19 protein-coding genes and 1 pseudogene are annotated in these 18,193 nt (G+C 66.6%); 8 read left to right on the forward strand and 12 right to left on the reverse strand.

The features are described 5' to 3' along the window. Positions 1-279 (reverse strand): transposase (locus AB0I53_RS35900; protein WP_358613123.1); only part of this gene is annotated, 279 nt, incomplete at its 3' end. Between the two features lie 630 nt (positions 280-909). On the opposite strand from AB0I53_RS35900, the gene AB0I53_RS35905 reads away from it, so the two are divergent. Further along, positions 910-1,920 (forward strand): aminoglycoside phosphotransferase family protein, encoded by a 1,011-nt coding sequence (locus AB0I53_RS35905; RefSeq protein ID WP_358613125.1) that lies wholly within the window; start codon positions 910-912, stop codon positions 1,918-1,920. A gap of 143 nt (positions 1,921-2,063) precedes the next feature. Here AB0I53_RS35905 and AB0I53_RS35910 read toward each other — a convergent pair whose 3' ends face one another. From AB0I53_RS35910 to AB0I53_RS35950, 9 genes are all read right to left on the reverse strand, one after another. Further along, the gene (locus AB0I53_RS35910) at positions 2,064-2,720 is read right to left on the reverse strand and encodes an amidohydrolase family protein (RefSeq protein ID WP_358613127.1); all 657 of its coding nucleotides are present in this window, start codon (positions 2,718-2,720) and stop codon (positions 2,064-2,066) included. Positions 2,721-2,844: 124 nt separating this feature from the next. Next, positions 2,845-3,270, reverse strand: a complete 426-nt coding sequence (locus AB0I53_RS35915) for a molybdopterin-binding protein (protein WP_358613129.1) — start codon at positions 3,268-3,270, stop codon at positions 2,845-2,847. Between the two features lie 200 nt (positions 3,271-3,470). Further along, positions 3,471-3,839, reverse strand: coding sequence for a hypothetical protein (locus tag AB0I53_RS35920; protein WP_358613199.1), 369 nt, complete (start codon positions 3,837-3,839; stop codon positions 3,471-3,473). Positions 3,840-4,187: 348 nt separating this feature from the next. After that, the gene (locus AB0I53_RS35925; RefSeq protein WP_358613131.1) at positions 4,188-5,075 is read right to left on the reverse strand and encodes an alkaline phosphatase family protein; all 888 of its coding nucleotides are present in this window, start codon (positions 5,073-5,075) and stop codon (positions 4,188-4,190) included. Beyond that, a complete protein-coding gene (locus AB0I53_RS35930) occupies positions 5,072-5,803 on the reverse strand; it encodes an HAD family phosphatase (protein WP_358613133.1) in 732 nt (243 codons plus the stop codon). The genes AB0I53_RS35925 and AB0I53_RS35930 overlap by 4 nt, the downstream gene beginning before the upstream one ends. Beyond that, the gene (locus AB0I53_RS35935) at positions 5,800-6,930 is read right to left on the reverse strand and encodes an ABC transporter ATP-binding protein (protein ID WP_358613135.1); all 1,131 of its coding nucleotides are present in this window, start codon (positions 6,928-6,930) and stop codon (positions 5,800-5,802) included. The genes AB0I53_RS35930 and AB0I53_RS35935 overlap by 4 nt, the downstream gene beginning before the upstream one ends. Next, a complete protein-coding gene (locus AB0I53_RS35940) occupies positions 6,927-7,778 on the reverse strand; it encodes an ABC transporter permease subunit (protein WP_358613137.1) in 852 nt (283 codons plus the stop codon). The genes AB0I53_RS35935 and AB0I53_RS35940 overlap by 4 nt, the downstream gene beginning before the upstream one ends. Next, a complete protein-coding gene (locus tag AB0I53_RS35945) occupies positions 7,766-8,689 on the reverse strand; it encodes an ABC transporter permease subunit (protein WP_358613139.1) in 924 nt (307 codons plus the stop codon). The genes AB0I53_RS35940 and AB0I53_RS35945 overlap by 13 nt, the downstream gene beginning before the upstream one ends. Next, on the reverse strand, positions 8,689-9,840 hold the full coding sequence (locus AB0I53_RS35950) for an extracellular solute-binding protein (protein WP_358613141.1): 1,152 nt from the start codon (positions 9,838-9,840) through the stop codon (positions 8,689-8,691). The genes AB0I53_RS35945 and AB0I53_RS35950 overlap by 1 nt, the downstream gene beginning before the upstream one ends. A 164-nt stretch (positions 9,841-10,004) precedes the next feature. Between AB0I53_RS35950 and AB0I53_RS35955 the strand changes: the two genes are divergently transcribed. The 4 genes and pseudogenes from AB0I53_RS35955 to AB0I53_RS35970 all read left to right on the forward strand — a co-directional run. Continuing rightward, on the forward strand, positions 10,005-10,790 hold the full coding sequence (locus AB0I53_RS35955; RefSeq protein WP_358613143.1) for a GntR family transcriptional regulator: 786 nt from the start codon (positions 10,005-10,007) through the stop codon (positions 10,788-10,790). Positions 10,791-10,896: 106 nt separating this feature from the next. Further along, positions 10,897-11,301, forward strand: coding sequence for a hypothetical protein (locus AB0I53_RS35960; RefSeq protein WP_358613145.1), 405 nt, complete (start codon positions 10,897-10,899; stop codon positions 11,299-11,301). 121 nt (positions 11,302-11,422) lie between these two features. Beyond that, positions 11,423-12,613 (forward strand): amidohydrolase family protein, encoded by a 1,191-nt coding sequence (locus AB0I53_RS35965; protein WP_358613147.1) that lies wholly within the window; start codon positions 11,423-11,425, stop codon positions 12,611-12,613. Positions 12,614-12,706: 93 nt separating this feature from the next. After that, positions 12,707-13,765: pseudogene (locus tag AB0I53_RS35970) on the forward strand (IS256 family transposase); the annotation flags it as partial. 23 nt (positions 13,766-13,788) lie between these two features. Here AB0I53_RS35970 and AB0I53_RS35975 read toward each other — a convergent pair. Then, positions 13,789-14,295 (reverse strand): helix-turn-helix domain-containing protein, encoded by a 507-nt coding sequence (locus tag AB0I53_RS35975; protein ID WP_358613200.1) that lies wholly within the window; start codon positions 14,293-14,295, stop codon positions 13,789-13,791. A gap of 377 nt (positions 14,296-14,672) precedes the next feature. Here AB0I53_RS35975 and AB0I53_RS35980 point away from each other — a divergent pair, with 377 nt between their 5' ends. Continuing rightward, positions 14,673-15,158 carry a transposase gene (locus tag AB0I53_RS35980; RefSeq protein WP_358613149.1) on the forward strand — a complete coding sequence of 162 codons (486 nt, stop codon included), beginning with the start codon at positions 14,673-14,675 and terminating at the stop codon, positions 15,156-15,158. Between the two features lie 83 nt (positions 15,159-15,241). Continuing rightward, positions 15,242-15,742, forward strand: a complete 501-nt coding sequence (locus AB0I53_RS35985; protein ID WP_358613151.1) for an IS110 family transposase — start codon at positions 15,242-15,244, stop codon at positions 15,740-15,742. Between the two features lie 94 nt (positions 15,743-15,836). Here AB0I53_RS35985 and AB0I53_RS35990 read toward each other — a convergent pair whose 3' ends face one another. Continuing rightward, on the reverse strand, positions 15,837-15,986 hold the full coding sequence (locus AB0I53_RS35990; protein ID WP_358613153.1) for a hypothetical protein: 150 nt from the start codon (positions 15,984-15,986) through the stop codon (positions 15,837-15,839). Positions 15,987-16,080: 94 nt separating this feature from the next. Here AB0I53_RS35990 and AB0I53_RS35995 point away from each other — a divergent pair, with 94 nt between their 5' ends. Further along, complete coding sequence (locus AB0I53_RS35995; RefSeq protein WP_358613202.1) at positions 16,081-18,171, forward strand: WD40 repeat domain-containing serine/threonine protein kinase; 2,091 nt, start codon at positions 16,081-16,083, stop codon at positions 18,169-18,171. The last annotated feature ends 22 nt before the right edge of the window (positions 18,172-18,193 follow it).

Consider the following 18,193-nt stretch of genomic DNA (forward strand, 5'->3'; position numbering starts at 1 on the left):
ACGCAGCAAGTCATGCAACGCCTCGGTCGTGCCATCGGCCTCCCACTTGGCGTAATAGTCATAGACCGTCTTGTAGGGCGGGAAGTCGTGCGGCAAGTACTCCCAAGCGATCCCGGTTCGGCACACATACAGGAGCGCGTTCACGATCTCCCGCAAGTCATGTACCCGCGCCGCGGTCCCCGGCCCACGCCGTGCGGCACGCCATGCCGTCAAGGTCGGCTCGATCAACGCCCACTGGCCATCGGACAGGTCACTGCGATACGCACGCCGGGGACTCACAAGTTGATCAAGATATCACCGCCACCTGAAACGGATAGATCACCACGAACCAAGATCAGATGCCCTCTTAGAGGCGGGGAGTCATTCGGGGGCGAAGGCGTCTCGGCTACCTCAAGGATCACTCAGTGCGGTGTCCCTCCTGCGGCAGGTCGGCACAGGGCGAGCCAGGTGAGGATCGGCGTGGCGAATCAGGTAGATCGTCCGCGCGGACGCGGGGGTTGATCATGCCCGCCCCTTGGCAAGGTGCGCTGCCCAGGTTCGCAGCACGAAGCATTTTCGGAGTGCTACGGGGCGATGTGTTGGAGGACTGGTCTCACGTTGCCTCACCATCTCGACCCCGAGTCTCGTGGCGTACAGGCGGGCAGTTTCGACGCTAGCGATGGGAGGAAAGCGGGAGGATTGTGCTGGCATGGACCGCGTTGTACTGCGCTGAACGGTAGCGATCCGCGCCGGCTTGTCCTGCAGTTTCTGGGTTTTCGCTGGTGAGTGTCTCTTGTGGACATGTCTGGGGGTCAAGGGGTCGCAGGTTCAAATCCTGTCAGCCCGACCGTGAAGAGAGCCCGCTGATCTGGCGAGCGTCTTCCTCCAGCAGCGGGGACCGCGCAGTCGATACATCGGGGGAGGCAGGTCGTGGACGCGGTACGCAGTGTTGTCACACGGGATCACCTGGAAGGCGTCGCGCGTGCGGCTCTGGGCACCGAACACCGCCTCGTCGGCGTCTCGCGGCTCCGAGGTGGAAGCAAGAAGGGCGTATATCGCCTCACCATCGACGATGGCTCCACCGCGATCGTCTACATCTGGGACGACGCCGAGAACTACTGGCCCACCACACAGGCCGACGACGCCGACAACCACACGGACCCGCTCTCGCCTGCCTCCGGCATCGAGCTCTTCGAAGCCGCCCACCGGCATCTGGACACCCTTGGAATCCGCACGCCCCGGATCCATCTGGCCGACCGGAGCGGGAGCCACTACCCGGCAGACGTCGCGGTGGTCGAGGACGTGCCCGGCGACAACTTGGAAGCACTGCTCCACCAGAACCCGCGCAGCGTGGAAGCGACCATGGCGCGACTCGCCGAGGCGCTCGGTGCGATGCAGAGGCACCAGGGTCCCTGCTTCGGGAAAGTCGCCCTGATCGACAGGGGCGGCACCTCCGAGGGCAGCTCCTGCGAGCAGGTCGTCCTGAGCCGCGCCCTCGATGATCTCACCGAAGCCGCCTCTCGCGACACGCGGATCACACGTTCCCACGACCAGCTGGAGACTGTAGTTCGCAAACTGGCTGCGGCTGTGCGCCCACGATCGCAGTACGGGCTCATCCACGGTGAGCTCGGGCCGGACCACGTGCTGGTGGACCGGCATGGGCAGCCGGTCCTCATCGACATCGAGGGATTGATGTTCTTCGATGTCGAGTGGGAGCACGCGTTCTTGCGACTGCGCTTCGGCGAGCACTACCGGTGGCTGGACCACCGTGGCCTCGACGAGCAGCGTCTGACGTTCTACACGCTGGCGATGCGCCTGTCTCTCGTCGCCGGACCACTGCGGCTCCTCGACGGCGACTTCCCCGACCGCGACTCCATGAGGGGAATCGCCGAGCACAACCTCCGAGAGGCGCTCGCCTTCCTGCTCATGGACGACCGCTGAACCCCTTGGAATAGATCATCTAGCCCGATCCGCAGGTGGCGCAGGTGCAGCACGCGCTGTACATCGTGCTCGAGAGGCTGCTTGATGCTGCCGATGGGCGAGCGCATGGAGCCGGTCCTGAGCGACGATCGTGATGATCGCACTCACGCTGATCTCCTATCCTGACAAGGGGTGTGCTTCACGATCCGGCCCTCCTTCGCCACGAGGACAACGTGGGCAGGGTCGGCGAGGACGTCGATGCAGGCCAGGGGGTCGCCGTCGCAGACGACGAGGTCGGCGAGCTTGCCTGCCTCGAGCGTGCCCAGCTCGGCGCCGAGGCCCATCAGGTCGGCAGCATGCCGTGTGCCCGCCTCAACGGCGTGCATCGGGGTCATCCCGAGCGTGACCATGTGCGCGAGCTCCCGCAGGTTGGCGCCGTGCGGCGCGGCGCCGGCGTCGGTGCCGAGCGCGACCTTCACCCCGCGGGAGAACGCGTGCGCAAGCCGTTTCTGGGCCACCTCCGACCAGCGCACCCACTTCTCGTAAAGGTAGTCGGGCACGGTGCCGCGCTCGGGGGAGTGCATGGCGGCCGACAGTGTCGGGACGAGCACAGTACCGCGGGCGAGCATCTCGTCGATGCACTCGTCATCGATGCCGTAACCGTGCTCGATGCTGGTGACGCCGCCGCGGATCGCGTTGAGGACGCCCGCGGTGCCCTGGGCGTGCGCTGCGACCGGCCTGCCCCCGTGGCGGTTGGCCTCGTCCACGACGGCAGTGATCTCCTCCAGTGACAGGCCCTCGTCGTCCGGCTGGTCAGACATGGAGAACAAGACCGTCATCACCGACCTCAGCTGACCACCGAAAGCCGAGGTGGCGTCGCAACACCAGCGACGCCACCTCGCGCCACTCGTTCCTGCGGGAATACCGCAGCACAAACGGTCCCAGCTAGCGCTGGGTCGGGATCGGGGGGATGCGCAGTACGTGGAGGCGGTTGACCAGGCGTACGTAGCGACTGCCGCGCCCGTCGCGGGGCATGACCAGGGTGGGGCGGGGCAGGAGTTCGTTGTTGTAGCGCGTGGCCAGCAGTGCGCCGCAGGAGCCGAACTCCGGATCGAGCTCCGCCCACGACAGCAGCACCTCGTAGCCGTCTTCCCCGTGGGCGAGTACGACGAAGGTGAGCTGGTCCATCTTCGGTGCCTCGTGCAGCGCCAAGCCGATGTCGGTCAGCAGGTTGTGCAGCAGCACGCCATGAACCGCGTCAAGGCGGCGGCACCGGTTGGTGGCGTAGTGGACGTGGACGGGGCCCTGGGCGGAGCTGTTCAACTCCGCGGTCGACAGCACGGTCCCCGGGCTGCGGACGGCACCGGTCACGACGAACTCATCGACCCGAAGTGGGATCTCTGCTGGTGGAAGCACTTCTCTGGTCGGGCCCACGAGCCTCTGATTGACCTCCGGCGGTACTGCCATGCAGACCACCATAAGTTGCACCTTCTTCCGCACAATCCGCCGAAAGAGGCTTGATGAACCGCATCTGCGGTTCGAATGGCGCTTGGCATCCGCAGATCGAGGAGTCAGTAGACGTTGCGGACGTAGCGTTTGTCGGTGCTGAGTTGCTTGACGTAGGCGTCGGTGTCGTCGGAGCTCAGGTGGCCGTGCTGGGTGATGATCTCGCGAAGAGCGCGGTCGACGTCCTTGGCCATGCGGCTGGCGTCACCGCAGACGTAGAGGTGGGCGCCGTCCTGGAGCCAGGACCAGAGTTTGGCGCCGTGCTCACGCATCCGGTCCTGGACGTAGACCTTGGTGCGTTGGTCGCGGGAGAACGCCAGGTCGAGGTCGGTGAGGATGCCGTCATTGCGCAGGCTGGCGAGGTCGTCCTGGTAGTAGAAGTCGGTGGCCTGGTGTTGTTCCCCGAAAGCGCGCAGAACCCTTATGGAGTTGATCTGTGGAAGGACCTACTTCATATCGGGGTTCTGCGTCTTTTCATTGCACCGCAACAGCTCCGGCGCGCCACACGGCACCGCCGCACAACGTCACCGACGGTTGCGCGGAACGCCTCAGTGTCCCAAGGGTTTCCCGACTTTGCCCCACAGACGCCCCATATCGACACTCGCAGACATACCGCAGGAATACCATCCGGGCATGCCCTGAGGAGATGGCATCACCAACCCATCCCCCAGCGCGACTCCGGTTAAGTTGCCCGGAATCGCGTAGTGCGAAAGGGGATGAGGAAACCCGCATGGATGGGATTGGATGGAGTCTTCGCGTGTGCGTGAGTGCAATGCTGGGCGCTACCGCTCCCGGGAGCTCTCGTCCAGCAGGAGCTCCAGCAGTTCGTGAGGCGAGACCGTCTCGGGCCAGGGGGTGAGCGATCCGCCGGCCTGCCAGCGCAGGATGAAGGAGTTCCGTTCCTCGGGCGTGCTCCCGCCGTGCCCTCCCTCGTCCAGATGCCCGTGATCCGCCGCCACCACCAGGAGCCAGTTCTCGGCGTGTTCATCCGCCCGGGCCTGCACGGCCTGGCGGATGCGGCTGATGTGCCGGTCGACCCGGGCCAGTGCCGCCTGGTACTGCTCGCTGCGGGCGCCGTAGACGTGCCCGGCATCGTCCACATCGCAGAAGTACACGAAGGCCACATCGGGAACGCGGTGGGACGCGAGCGCCGCGAGGGTGAAATCGGTGATCTCGGCGTCGATGCTGACGAATCCGTGGGTTTCACCGTCGCGGGAGATGACGGTGTGCAGCCCGGCCTTCTGCTGTTCGAGCCGCTGGTGGATGACCGGCCCCAGCCCTTCCGGGGAGACGAGCGGCGGCCAGCCCGCGGCAGCGAAAGTCCTGGTCGAAAGGTCCTGGTAGAAGGCTCGGGAGAGCAGGTCCGGATGGCTGAAGAGCCGGTGCCCCACGAAGGAATTGTCCTTCACCCCGTGCTCGGCGTGAGTCGTTCCCGTGAGGATGGAGGACCATCCCGGGCCGGACATGGTGGGCACTTCCATCACCATGGGCTGAAGTTCGCCCTCGGCGGCCATGGCGCGCAAAGCCGGGGCGGCCGGGGAATCCGCTGCGAGGTCCCAGCGGAGCCCGTCGATGCCCAGCAGGATGATCCGGGGCCGGCCGGCGGCAGGAGGCGTAGGGCGGGTGGGGGTGTTCACTGTCGTCACCGGTTTCGTGGTCGGGGTATTCATCGCTCGGAGCCTCTTGCCTGTGCCAGGAGCGGGAGCGTGACCTCTTCGAGGGAAGTGATGATCGTGCGGCCTGGGGCGGCGTCGATCGGGACGGTGGAGGGCACGACGACGACGGGGCAGCCGGCTGCCTCCGCTGCGGCGAGGCCAACGGGTGAGTCCTCCACCACCACACACTCGGCAGGCTGGGCTCCCAGCCGTCGCGCGGCCTCCAGGTAGGGATCAGGGGCAGGCTTCGAGACGGTGGTGTCCTCGAAGGCCACGATGAGCGTGAACAGCTCACGGCCGAGCCGTTCCCGGACCAGTTCCACCACGCGGCGGGGCGAGGCCGACACGATGGCCGCTGGGATCCCCTGCCCCGAAAGGAGGTGGAGGAGATGCAGGGCTCCTGGCCTGGGCACGACCTCCTGGGCCACGAGGGCCGTGAAGGTCTCGTCGAGCCGTGCGGCGAGTGCGCTGGCAGACGGCGGGGTGGCCATCGTGGACGCAAGGTATGCGGCCGTGTGCTGGGACGGGCGTCCCACGACATCAGGCCGGTCCTCCGGCCCGAGCGTCCTGCCCAGGTTGCGGGCCACCGTCTCGACGGCGTCCCACCACAGCCGTTCGGTGTCCACGAGGGTGCCGTCCATGTCGAAGAGCACAGCTGCGGGCAGAGCGATTCCGGCGCTTTCCGGTGCTGTGTGAGCCTGCGCGCCGTCGGGCAGGGCGGTGGTGTCCTGGTGCGGCATCATGCGGCGGCCTCCTTCGCCCTGGCCTGGTCGATCAGGACGGGGCGGTTCGGGAGGCTGAGCCGGACACGTGAACCGACCGGAACGGTGGACGCCACGGCGGTGGGGACATCGGCGAGGGCTTCCTGGCCACTGTCCAGGCGCACCGTGAGGCGCGTTGTCGCTCCGAGGAAGGACGCAGCCACGACTTGTGACCGGCTTTCCGGGGCAGCGCTGACAACGAGAGCTTCGGGCCGGACGAGGACGTCGATGTCGCGGGCGTTGTGCGCGGTGGCCGCGCTGCCGCTTTGAGCGGGGAGGTGTGCCTGGACAGGGCGGGTGAGGTCCAGAACGTCCACCTGGGTGCCGTCGCTGTTGAGGCGGCCGGGCAGGCGGCTCATGGTGCCGACGAACTCGGCGACGAAGGGGGTGGCAGGTGCGTTGTACAGCTCGTCCGGTGTGGCGCAATGTTCCAGGCTGCCTGCCCGCATGACGGCCACACGGTCCGATATGGACAGTGCTTCTTCCTGGTCGTGGGTGACGAACAGAGTGGTGATGCCCAGGTCCGACTGGAGGCGGCGGATCTCGTCGCGCAGGGACTGCCGAACCTTCGCGTCGAGGGCGGAGAGTGGCTCATCCAGCAGCAGCACCCGGGGCTCCAGGGCGAGGGCACGGGCGAGGGCCACCCGTTGCTGCTGGCCGCCGGAGAGTTGCTGCGGGTAGCGGCCGGCCTGGGTGGGCAGTCCGACGAGTTCGAGGAGTTCGTGGGTCCGGGCCCGGCGCTTTGCGCTGGGGACGCCTTGCATGCGCATTCCGAAAGCGACGTTGTCGGCGACGGTGAGGTGGGGGAAGAGGCTGTAGGACTGGAACACCATGCCGACGTCACGGCGGTGTGCGGGGAGACCCGTGATGTCGCTGCCGTCCACCAGGACCTCGCCGGAGTCGGGGTGCTCGAAACCGGCGACCATGCGCAGTGCCGTGGTCTTCCCGCAGCCGGAAGGGCCGAGGAGGGCGAGCATCTCGCCGGGGTTGATCGTGAGGCTGAGTCCGTCGAGGGCCGTGGTGGCGCCGAAGGATCGGCGCAGTTCGCGGAATTCCAGGCCCGAGCTGCCGGTGGCAGCTGGGGGCCGGGAGCCGATGGTGGGCGTCATTGAGACTCCTTGGACGCTTTGGAGCGGCCGAGCTTCGCGACCGCAAGGAGGATGAGCCAGGTGCCGATCAGGCCGACCATGGAGACTGCGACGGACAGCTGGGCGTGGGCACCGCTGATCGCAACAGTCCAGACGGCGAAGGGCTGGAAGCCGAGCAGTGCGGAGACGGCGTATTCCCCGAGGACCAGGGCGATGGTCAGGAAGGCGGTGTTCAGCAAGGCCTCCCGGAGGTTCGGGAGGATCACGAGGAACAGGGCCCGGGGCCAGGACGCCCGGCAGGACCGCGCGGCCTCGACCAGGACCTTCAGGTCGATCGCGCTCAGTCCGGATTCCATGGTGACGTAGGCCAGGGGCAGGGCCATGAGCGTATAGGCAAGCACCAGGATCAACGGGAAACCGGGCTGCTGGAGGGCAGCAAGCACGGGGAACCCCGGAGTGTCGTAGAGCCAGTCGGTTCCCCAGCGCAGGACCGTGGTGATTCCGGCGCCGAGAGCCACCGCCGGGACGACGAGCGGGAGCATGCAGACGACGGCGACCACGGCTTTCGCGCGGGGAACGGAAAGGCGTACGGCGAGCAGGGCCGGGAGCAGCAGGCCGAAGACGAGCAGGATCGTGGCGGCTGCCAGGAGCAGTGTCAGGCCGAGGCTTCCAGCGAGCCCTTCGGTGGTGAAGATCGCGGTGTAGGCGTCCAGGCTGGGCGTCTGGCGAGAGTCGCCGAGCCCGAAGGTGAAGGCCAGTGCGCAGAGGATCGGGACCAGGAAGTAGACCCCGGCGGCGATGAGGGCGACGTTGGGGCCGAGTCGGGATCCCTTGGTCGGTACCGAACGTGAGCCGGTCAGGACAGCCATTTCGAACTCCTTCGCTGCAGCAGGAGCTGAATGCCCATGACGATCCCGGCCACGATGATCATGTCCATGCCGAGTGCGAGGGCGACATTGCCCTGGCCCACGAGGACGTCACCCGTCAATGCCGAGGCGATCTTCACGGTCACCAGAGGGATGGAGCTCCCCACCATGGCGGCAGCCGTCGCGTAGGCGCTGAAGGCGCTGCCGAACAGCAGAACGAAGCCGCTGAGCAGCGTCGGGAACAGGATGGGGAAGGCCACATGCCGCCAGTACTGGAAGCCGGTGGCGCGGTTGTTGTGCGCGGCCTCCCGCCATTGGGGTTTGAGGCCGTCCAGTGCCGGCGTCAAGGTGAGCACCATGAGCGGGATGAGGAAGTACAGGTAGACGATCGCCAGTCCCCAGAAGGAATACAGGCTCCAGCCTTTGTCCGAGAGGCCGAAGAATCCGGTGAGGACTCCGGCATTGCCCAGGGTGGCGACGAAGGCGAAGGCGAGGGGTACGCCGCCGAAGTTCGCGATCACACCGGAAGCCGAGAGCGCCGCCTCGCGCAACCCGCGGAAACGCGAGGTGACGATGGCATAGGCGATCGGCAGGCTGACGACGGTCGCGATGAAGGCGGAGAGCGCGGAGAGCTTGACGCTCCCCAGCAGGCTCTCCAGATACGGGCCGTCGAAGGAGGCGGCGAAGTTGGCCCCGGTGAACTCGGTGGCGCCGGTGTCAGTCGTGATGGTGACTGAGCCGACGGCCATGGCCGTCACGGGCAGGCCGAGCACGATCACGGCGAAGGCCATCAGAGGGGCGACGCCGAGCCAGCCGGGGGCAGACCTGCGGCGTCGGCACCGGGGCGCCTGGGGTTCCTGGCGCCGGGACACGCTGGGCGCATCGGCGATGACGGTGGGTGTGGCAGTCGTCATCAGGAGACGGCCTTCGCCCAGCCATTGGATACTGCGGTCTTGGCCGCCTGGCCCTGAGCCTCCGTCGGGAAGGAAACCTTGTCCTCATTGACCTGGGGCAGGCGGTCGAGCGAGCTCTTGTCCACCGTGCCGTCGGCGACCATGGCGGGCAGCAGCACGGGGCGGGCGTAGCCCTTCAGCCAGAGATTCTGCCCCTCGGTGCTGTAGAGGAATTCCTGCCACAGGCGAGCGGCGGCCGGGTGCGGCGCCCACTTGACGATCGCCTGGGAGTAGTACTGGGCGAAAACTCCGTCTTCGGGGATGGTGACCTTCCACTCAATCCCCTTGGCCTTCAGCTCATCGGAATAAGCCGCGTTGCGGTAGTCCCAGACGACGGCGATGGGCGTCTCGCCCTTTTCCATCGTCGCGGGTGTCGCCTCGACGGGGTTGAAGTTGCCGGCCTGCTTCAGCTTCGCGAAGAAGTCGATGCCGGGCTGGATGTTGTCGAAGGACCCGCCGTTCGCGAGAGAGGCGGCGAACACGGCGCCGAAAGCGGAAGCGGACTCCACCGGGTTGCCCGTGAGCGCGACCTTGCCCTTGTACTGCGGGTCCAGGAGCTCCGAGAACTTGGTGGGGCACTTCGCCACGCGACCGGCATCGCAGCCGATGGAGACGTAGCCGCCCATGTCGTTGTACCAGAGACCCGTGGCGTCCTTCTGCGAGTCCGGGATCTTGCCGAAGGACGTCACCTTGTACGGGGCGAGCAGGCCTTGTTTCGCGGCAGCGACGTCGAAATCGTGCCCGACGTCGATGACGTCCGGCGAGCGTTCCTGGCCCTTGCGGGAAGACACTGCGGTGATCTCGTCCTGACTGGAGGCATCCGGGTTCTCGACCTCAACCTTGACGCCGTACTTCTTCTCGAAGGTGGAGATGACCTCGCCGTAGTTGGCCCAGTCCTTCGGAAGCGCGATGGCGTTCAGCTTCCCTTCCTTCTTCGCAGCGGCGATCAGGGCATCCATGCCGCCGCCTTCTTCGACCGAGGTCACGGTGCGCCAGTTAGTGGCGCCATCCATTGAGTCGGAGGCGCCATTCCCGGACGAACACGCGGCCAGCCCGGACAGCAGCAGGGCCGCGGCACCGATGGCGCTGGCGCGACGGAGGGTCGCCTTCATCTAAGTCCCCTAAAGTTGGCTATACAAGTTGCGGCTACCACTGTCGCCGGGCTGGGTGTCATACCGGTGAACGGATGGGTGCGAGAGGAGGAACTGTCGGCGGGCAGTCGATGGAAAAACGTGCAGCCGCACGGCAAAGAGGCGCAACGGGGTAACTTGGGCGGATGGTCAGCGAAACAGCCGAAGGGAACGGCAAGCGGAGCGGGGCAGGTGCCGTTCGGTATCAAAAGTTGGCAGCCGACATGCGTCGCGCGATTGAGGCAGGAAGGTTCGGCAACGACGGGCGCCTGCCCAGCGAGGAGAGTCTCGCGGAACAGTACGGGGTCTCCCGTGGCACCGTTCGCAATGCCCTGGCGCTGCTTCGAGCGAATGGGCTGGTCACCTCCCGCAGGGGAACCCGGCGGGTGATCCTGGGGACCGCGCGTACTCAGAGCTTCCATGAACTGCTGAGTTTCACCAACTGGGCACGCTCCCTGGGCGAGGAGCCCAGCGCCCGGACCATCCATGCTCGCGTTCGCGCAGCGACTGCGGTTGAGGGAGAGCGCCTGCAGCTCAATCCGGGGAACGACATCACCGAAGTGCTCCGTCTCAGGTTCCTCGGACGCGTTCCGGTCATGCTTGAACGCACCGTCTACCCGGTACGGGTCGGCGAGGTCATCGAAGCCCTGGCGCCGGATTCGCTCTCGCACACCGGCGCCCTCGATGCGTCCGGCGTCGTCTTCGCAGACAGTGAGCACACCATCGACATCGTCGCTGCCGATGAGACCGACGCCCACCTGCTGGGCTGTGCCGAGGGCACCGGCCTTCTCCGCGAAGTCCGCCGGGCCACCGACCCCACCGGCGCACCCCTGTTGTGGTCGGAGGACCGTTTCCTCCCCGGAACCGTCTCCTTCACCGTCCACAACTCGGCCACGGTCAGTTCCCTCGCCCGACGCAGAGCACCACGCTGACCGTCAGCCGATAGATACCCCCGCCCTTTCGCCACCGGTCGGACCACGGACGAACTCCGGCATCGATTCCCCGCAGGACACAGGGCTACGGCAACGCAACGCGCTCATGATCGGCAGAATCCGGGCACAGAAGTCCGCCGTCTACGCAGAACGCCGCTACGTCCTGCGTGTTCTCGCTGTCCGGGGACGTACCACTGGTGAGATCCGGACAGTTCCGATCGCGGTCATCCAGCTCAACGGCCGACGGTATGTGTGTTCTCCGCATTGCCGGCGCGATTGGGTCCGCAACCTGCTGTCCGTCGGCCAGGCCGAAATCGAGCGCGATGAACATCCTGCGTATCGCGCGGTTCTCGTCGAGGGCTATGAAGCGGCCCGGGTCATCCACACCTACGTCAACGCGCTCGGGACCAGCTCAATGGCATGGCCATTCTCGCCAAGCGCCACTGTCAGTGAGAATCGCGCCCATACCGGCACGACGGCGGTCTTCCGCCTTGAATCCCACCGAGGATGATTAGTGCGGCCCCGACCTGCAGTCTTGCCCGGCCGAGCGAGCCCACAGCTCCGAAAAGCCGCCAACTACGGGGCTTGTCAACGAAACGAAAATGTTCAAACAGCGCGGAAAGGATGACGACGTGCAGCAGCTGATCAGCGCCAAGCAGGTGCTCATCGGGCCAGCTCAACAGCGAATCCAGGACGGCGCGGTCCTGGTTCAAGACGACATCATTCTGGCGGTTGGGCCTCGATACCACGTCGAGCAGCGAGCTGACACGCAAGCACGGCGCCGGGACTTTCCGAACTCCACCGTGTTGCCCGGATTGATCAACAGTCACGTTCATCTCTGCTTCGACACCAGCCCCCAATTCCTCGACACGGTGCAGCAGACCGAGGACGCGGACCTGCTTCTCGGCATGGCCGGGCGAGCACAACAAGCGCTCGCGAATGGCATCACCACCGTCCGGGACCTCGGTGACCGCGGTGGCCTGTCCATCCGCCTCCGCGATGCCATCACACGCAACGATCTGCCAGGTCCTCGCATCCTCGCAGCAGCAGCGCCGCTGACCATCCCCGATGGGCACTGCCACTTCCTCGGAGGGACGGTCTCCGGCGAAGCCGAGATCCGCCACCTGGTACAACACAACGCCGCACTGGGCGCGGACATCATCAAGGTCATGGCCTCCGGCGGCCAGATCACCCCGAGCTCGCCGCCGATGTGGGCATCGCAATTCACCGCGGAACAGCTGGCGATCATCGTGGAAGAAGCGTCCCAGCTCGGGCTGCCGGTCGCCGCCCACGCGCACGGGACCGAAGCGATCGCCGCGTCGGTCGCCGCCGGAGTCTCCACCATTGAGCACTGCTCCTGGCAGAGCGCCAACGGGCCAGATCGCCGTGACGACGTCGCGAAACAGATGGCCGACAAAGGCATCTACGCCTGCACCGCATTGAGCGGGAACTGGCGCTCGATCATGGAACGGCTAGGCCCAGAAGGAACGGAGGCAATGTACGGGCGACTGGTCTGGCTCGCGGAACTCGGCGTGCCGCTGATCATCGGTACCGACGCAGGTCTGCCAGGGTCCTGGTTCGACGACTTCGTGGGAACCATGGAACTCTTCGAATACCTCGGCTTCCCCAACGAGCGGACCATCGACATGGCAACAACCATCAGCGCCACAGCACTCGGCATCGCCGACCACGTCGGACAGCTGCAGCCCGGATACTCCGCCGACCTGATCGTGGTCGACCGCGACCCCCTCACCTCCCTCGCGCACCTCCGACACCCGCAACTCGTGCTCGCCCGAGGGCACGAGTTCTACTCCCTGAACTGACCAGCGCTGCAGCACAGGTAAGGACTGTGCGGCGAGCGGTGTTTCCGGCTCGACACGGCGGGCGGAAGTCGGGCGGGATGGGCACCGTGAGTGATGACATCGGACGCTGTGAGTCCGCGTAAAAGTGAGAAGCAGGAGGGGCGTCAGTTGTCGCCGGAGCAGGCCGCAGCGGCGGCGATGGTGACCCAGGCCCGGGAGCAGGGTCTGGAGTTGACCGGCCCGGATGGGCTGCTGAAGCTGTTCACCAAGAATGTGCTGGAAACGGCACTGAACGAGGAGATGACCGAGCACCTCGGGCATACCAAGAACCAGGCCGATCCGGAACGGGACTCGTCGAACATCCGCAACGGGACGCGGACGAAAACGGTGGTCTCGGACGCGGTCGGCGAGGTCGAGATCGCGGTACCGCGGGACCGGGAGGGCACCTTCGAGCCGCAGATCGTGAAAAAGCGGCAGCGGCACCTGGGTGATGTGGACGAGATCGTGTTGTCGCGGTACGCGAAAGGGCTGACCACGGGCGAGATTTCCGCTCACTTCGCCGACATTTACGGCGCGTCGGTGTCGAAGGAAACGGTCTCGAGAATCACCGACGCCGTCGTCGTGGAGATGGACGAATGGTCCAACCGTCCGCTGGATCCGGTCTATGCCGCGATCTTCATCGACGCCATCCATTTGAAGATCCGCGACGGGCAGGTGACCAACCGGCCCGTCTACGCCGCGATCGGGGTCACGCTGGATGGCCGCAAGGACGTGCTGGGCCTGACGATGGGCACCGGCGGTGGCGAGGGCGCGAAGTTCTGGATGAGTGTCCTGGTCGGCCTGAAAAACCGTGGCGTCAAAGACGTGTTCTTCCTCGTCTGCGATGGGTTGAAAGGCCTGCCCGAGGTCGTGGAAAACGTCTGGCCGCAAACCATCGTGCAAACCTGCATCATCCACTTGATCCGCAACTCCTTCCGCCTCGTGTCACGAAAGCACTGGGACGGGCTGAAAAAGGACCTGAAACCGATCTACACCGCCCCGAACCCGGACGCCGCGGCCCTCGCCCTGGACGAGGTGGAGGACAAGTGGGGCAAGCAGCACAGCGCGTTGATCCGCTTGTGGCGCAACGCATGGGAAGAGTTCATTCCCTTCCTCGACTACGACGTCGAGATTGCTGGACATGCTCGCGGAGCCGGTCATTCCGCGCCAGCCTCGAGACCTTCGGTCGCCGCGGAACGAACATCGGCTCGAGCCTGCGCGACCGATGCCCGGTATCCGGTCTTGCGGCGGACAGTGCCCCGTGCCAATTCTCTGCTCACTGTGGACGGTGACCGCCCCAATGCCCGGGCGATCGCACGAATCCCGTCACCCGCGGCGCGGCGACAGCTGATCTCCTCACGCTCGGCAAAAGACAGCCGTGAATACTGCGCCTCGGCACGGCCGCCGGAGCGGTTACAGGTATCACGCCGCCAGCTTCGCGGAACCACCTCCAGGCGACCGTCTTCGACACGCCGACAACGGCCTCCGCGTCGTCGAGCACAACTCCGGTCCGCATCATCGACCAAAACTGGCGCTGGAACTGCAACGGCAACGCAGGACGCCCCATCACGAACACCTCGCAGCAGACAAGGTGTTGCGCTAACCCATTGAACCCGCGCAGCGATGAAGTGCCTGTACCTTGTCACCCGCAGCCTGGACCCCACCGGGACAGGCCGCACCCGGTGGACGATGCGCTGGAAACCAGTCCTGAACGCCTTCGCCATCACCTTCAGTGACCGCTGACCGGTTGCTGAAACCTACTAACCGAACACGCCGGAAACACCAACTTGTTCAATATCGACAGGGAGCGTGGTCTGCAGCCATGATCTCCTCAGGCGGTGGCCGGGCCTGGCTCGGGAAACACCTGTCACCCTCATGGGTTGACTCGCGAACGGCTTGCAGCCCGGCCGTCGCCGCCTGGCGTGGAGTGGCTGAAGAGAGGCCTGCGTAGCCGAAAGTTGGTGTGCCCTCCTCGCTTTCATAGCGGTTCACATCGAGGAGGTTTTTCTTGGCACAGCCGGTCATGCAGGCCGAGTCCGTTGTGATCGCGATCGATCCGCACAAGGCGTCGTGGACCGCGGCCGCGGTGAACTCGGGATTACAACCGTTGGCGACAGTGCGGGTCCCAGTCAGCCGCGACGGATACCGACAGCTGCGCCGTTTTGCCCGCCGCTGGCCGGCGGTGACGTGGGCGATCGAGGGAGCGACCGGGTTAGGGGCGCCGCTGACCACCCGGCTGGGTACTGACGGCATCGACGTCGTTGACGTGCCGGCGAAACTGGCCGCCAGAGTACGAATGTTGTCGACGGGTCATGGCCGCAAGAACGACAACGCGGACGCGATCTCGGTCGGGATCGCGGCGCTGACCGCAACCGGCCTGCGGTCGACCAGCATCGACGAGGCGATCACCGCGCTGCGCGCAGTGGTCGAACACCGCGACGACCTGATCAAGCAGCGCACGCAGACGATCAACCGCCTGCATGTGCTGCTCACCAAACTCATCCCCGCGGGCGCACCACCCAACTGACGGCCCAGATCGCAGCTGAGCTGCTGCGCACAGTTCGGCCACGCGACGTCGCGGGGCGCACGCTGCGCCGTCTCGCAACCGACTTGGTAGCCGAGGTCCGTCGTCTCGACCGGCGAATCACGACCGCCGACACCGACATCGCCACCACGGTCGAGCACACCGGCACCACACTCACCCAGCTCTACGGCATCGGGACCGGGCTCGCCGGCACGATCCTGGCCCGGGTCGGCAGCGTGCACCGGTTCCGATCCGCAGCGGCGTTCGCCTCCTACACCGGCACCGCGCCGATCGAGGTGTCCTCCGGCGACGTGAAACGCCACCGGCTCTCCCGCGCTGGGGACCGCCAACTCAACCATGCCCTGCACATGATGGCGTTGAGCCAGATCCGCCACAACACCGAAGGCCGCGCCTACTATCGACGCAAGCGCGCGGGGGGAAAGAGCCATAAAGAAGCCATGCGGTGCTTGAAAAGGCGCCTCTCCGACACCGTCTACCGCCAACTTCTCCACGATGCCGACCTGACATTGGCGGCGGGCCCGGCAGGACACTCGGGGGCGGCTCTATCGTCCAGCGCGGCTGACTGACACCCCGCACATCAGCACTTCGGACAAGTCACTTACCAGGCCCGCCACCACCAACCATACAAGAGCCACTTGACACAGAGAGGCGCCGTTCCCGTTACAGACCCGACAGCAGCGTCTCGATGACCTCGGGGGGTGTCCGGGAACAAAGCGATGTCCAGGTCACCGCGGGCAGTCCACGCGGGGTGGGGACGTCGGCGGTCAACGGGCGGAGTGCGGTGGTCTCCACCCCTCCGACGTCTGACATGCCGACGCCGTGTTCATCCCCGCTGTCCGGAAAGGGCCACCTCGGTCGGTCCGCCGGTGGGTTCGGGATCATGGATCTGGCATCCGTGGCGGTGATGGGGGTTGAGGTGGCTGTGAGGACGTTGGGAAATGCCGGGCCTCGCGAGGTCGGGCCCTACCGGGTGCTCGCCGAGCTGGGGCGGGGCGGCATGGGACGGGTACTGCTTGGCAGCGGGCCGGACGGCAGGCTCGTCGCCGTGAAGCTCGTGCACGAGCAGCTCACCGAGGACGACGGGTTCCGGGCCCGGTTCCGGCGGGAGGTCGAGGCTTCCCGGGCGGTGTCCGGGGCTTACACCGCCGCCGTCGTCGACGCCGATCCGGACGCGCCGACGCCCTGGCTCGCCTCCGTTTTCGTATCCGGGCCGACGCTGCACGACACGCTCTCGTCGGTCGGGGCGTTGCCGGAGGCCGCGGTGCTGCGGCTCGCCGCTGGGCTGGCCACCGCGTTGACGCACATCCACCGGGCCGGGCTGGTGCACCGGGACCTCAAGCCGTCCAACGTGCTGGTCACCGACGACGGGCCGCGTGTCATCGACTTCGGCATCGTCCGGGCGGTCAGCGAGGGCAGGCACGACGAGCTCACCCGGACCGGCTGGCTGGTCGGGTCACCCGCGTTCATGTCGCCCGAGCAAGCAGAAGGGGTCACGGTCACCTCGGCGGCAGACGTCTTCTCGCTGGCGTCCGTCGTCGTTGCCGCCGCCACCGGGGCCAGCCCGTTCGCCGGGGCCGCCACTCTTCAGACACTGAACAACGTTGTCCGGCTCGACCCTGACTTCGCGGACGTGCCGGACGCGGTCCGGCGGTTCGCCGAACCGTGCCTGGCCAAGGATCCCGCCGCCCGGCCGACGGCGGCGGAACTGCTGTCGGCCATCGGGCAGCTCGCGCCGTCGGCCCAGCCGTGGCCGGAGCCGGTGCACCGGCTGATCGTGCGGCGGCAGGCGGAGATCGCTGAGTTCCTCGAGCCGGGGCAGGACGCTACCGTGATCGTCGAAGGGCGGGCACCCACCTCGACGATCGTGGACAGGCCCGCTGCCGTGCCCGCGACGCTGGTCGCCCGGCGAGGGTCGTCCCGTCGCTGGCTTCGGATCGTGGCGCTGGTCGTCGTTGTGGCGGTGGCCGGGGTTGTGAGCTGGGTGTCGTGGCCGTCGGAGTCGGCGACCGAGCCATCGACCGAGTCGGAGTCGTCGACCGAGCCGCCGATGGACGCACCAGCGGAGAGCAGTCCAGCCGTGCCGCCGTTCGAGCAGGTGGGGGAGATCACCGGGACCTCGGAGGTCGAAGGGCTGGCGTTCAACCCGGACGGGACCGTGCTGACCGCCCGCTTCGATGACGAGACCGCGCAGTCGTGGCATGTCGAGAGCCAGGAACAGGTCGGACAGATCATCGGGACCTTCGACGGAATCGGCTCCCCGGTGTTCAGCGCGGACGGGCGCACACTGACCACCACGCGGGTCAAGGACGAGACCGCTGTCGTCGTGGAGCAATGGGATCTCGCCAGCGGCAGACAGCGCGGCAGGCCCTTCGTCGCCGCCATGGGCGACAACGACTTCGGTGATCCGATCTTCAGCCCGGACGGGCGCATCATGGCTGTCACGGTCGGGCAGGTCGCCTCGCGAACAGTGCGGGTGTGGGACGTCGCGGGCGGCAGGCCGATCGACGGACTCGGCACCAATGGGGAAGCCATCGGGTTCAGCGCGGACGGCCGCACGCTCGTCGTCGTAGGCCCGACCGGGAACCGCAACTATCTGTCCATGTGGGACGTGGCGGGGCAGCGGCGGCTCGGCGACCCGATCGCCCTGCCAGAAGGCGAGTACGCCTACGGCTTCACGCTCAGCACGAACGGCGATGTGCTGACGACCGTGGACAGCGGGGGAATCATGCGGTGGTGGGACATCGTCAGCCACAACCAGACCCGCAGACCGGTCACCTTCGATAGCGAGCACATCAGCACGATCGCGTTCAGCCCCGAAGGCGCCCACTTCGCCACCACCAACGCCAACACCCTCATGGTCTGGGAGCTGGACACCGGCAAGCAGATCGGCACCACGATGCACGGCGTCTCCGCCGTGGCGTTCGGCCCGGACGGCATGCTCGCGACCGGGGACCCCCACGGCACGATACGGCTGTGGCAGCTGCCCGGCCGGTGACCGGGTGATGGGGTCGGGCGAT

The sequence above is a fragment of the Saccharopolyspora sp. NPDC050389 genome, from assembly GCF_040655595.1.
GTDB lineage: Bacteria > Actinomycetota > Actinomycetes > Mycobacteriales > Pseudonocardiaceae > Saccharopolyspora.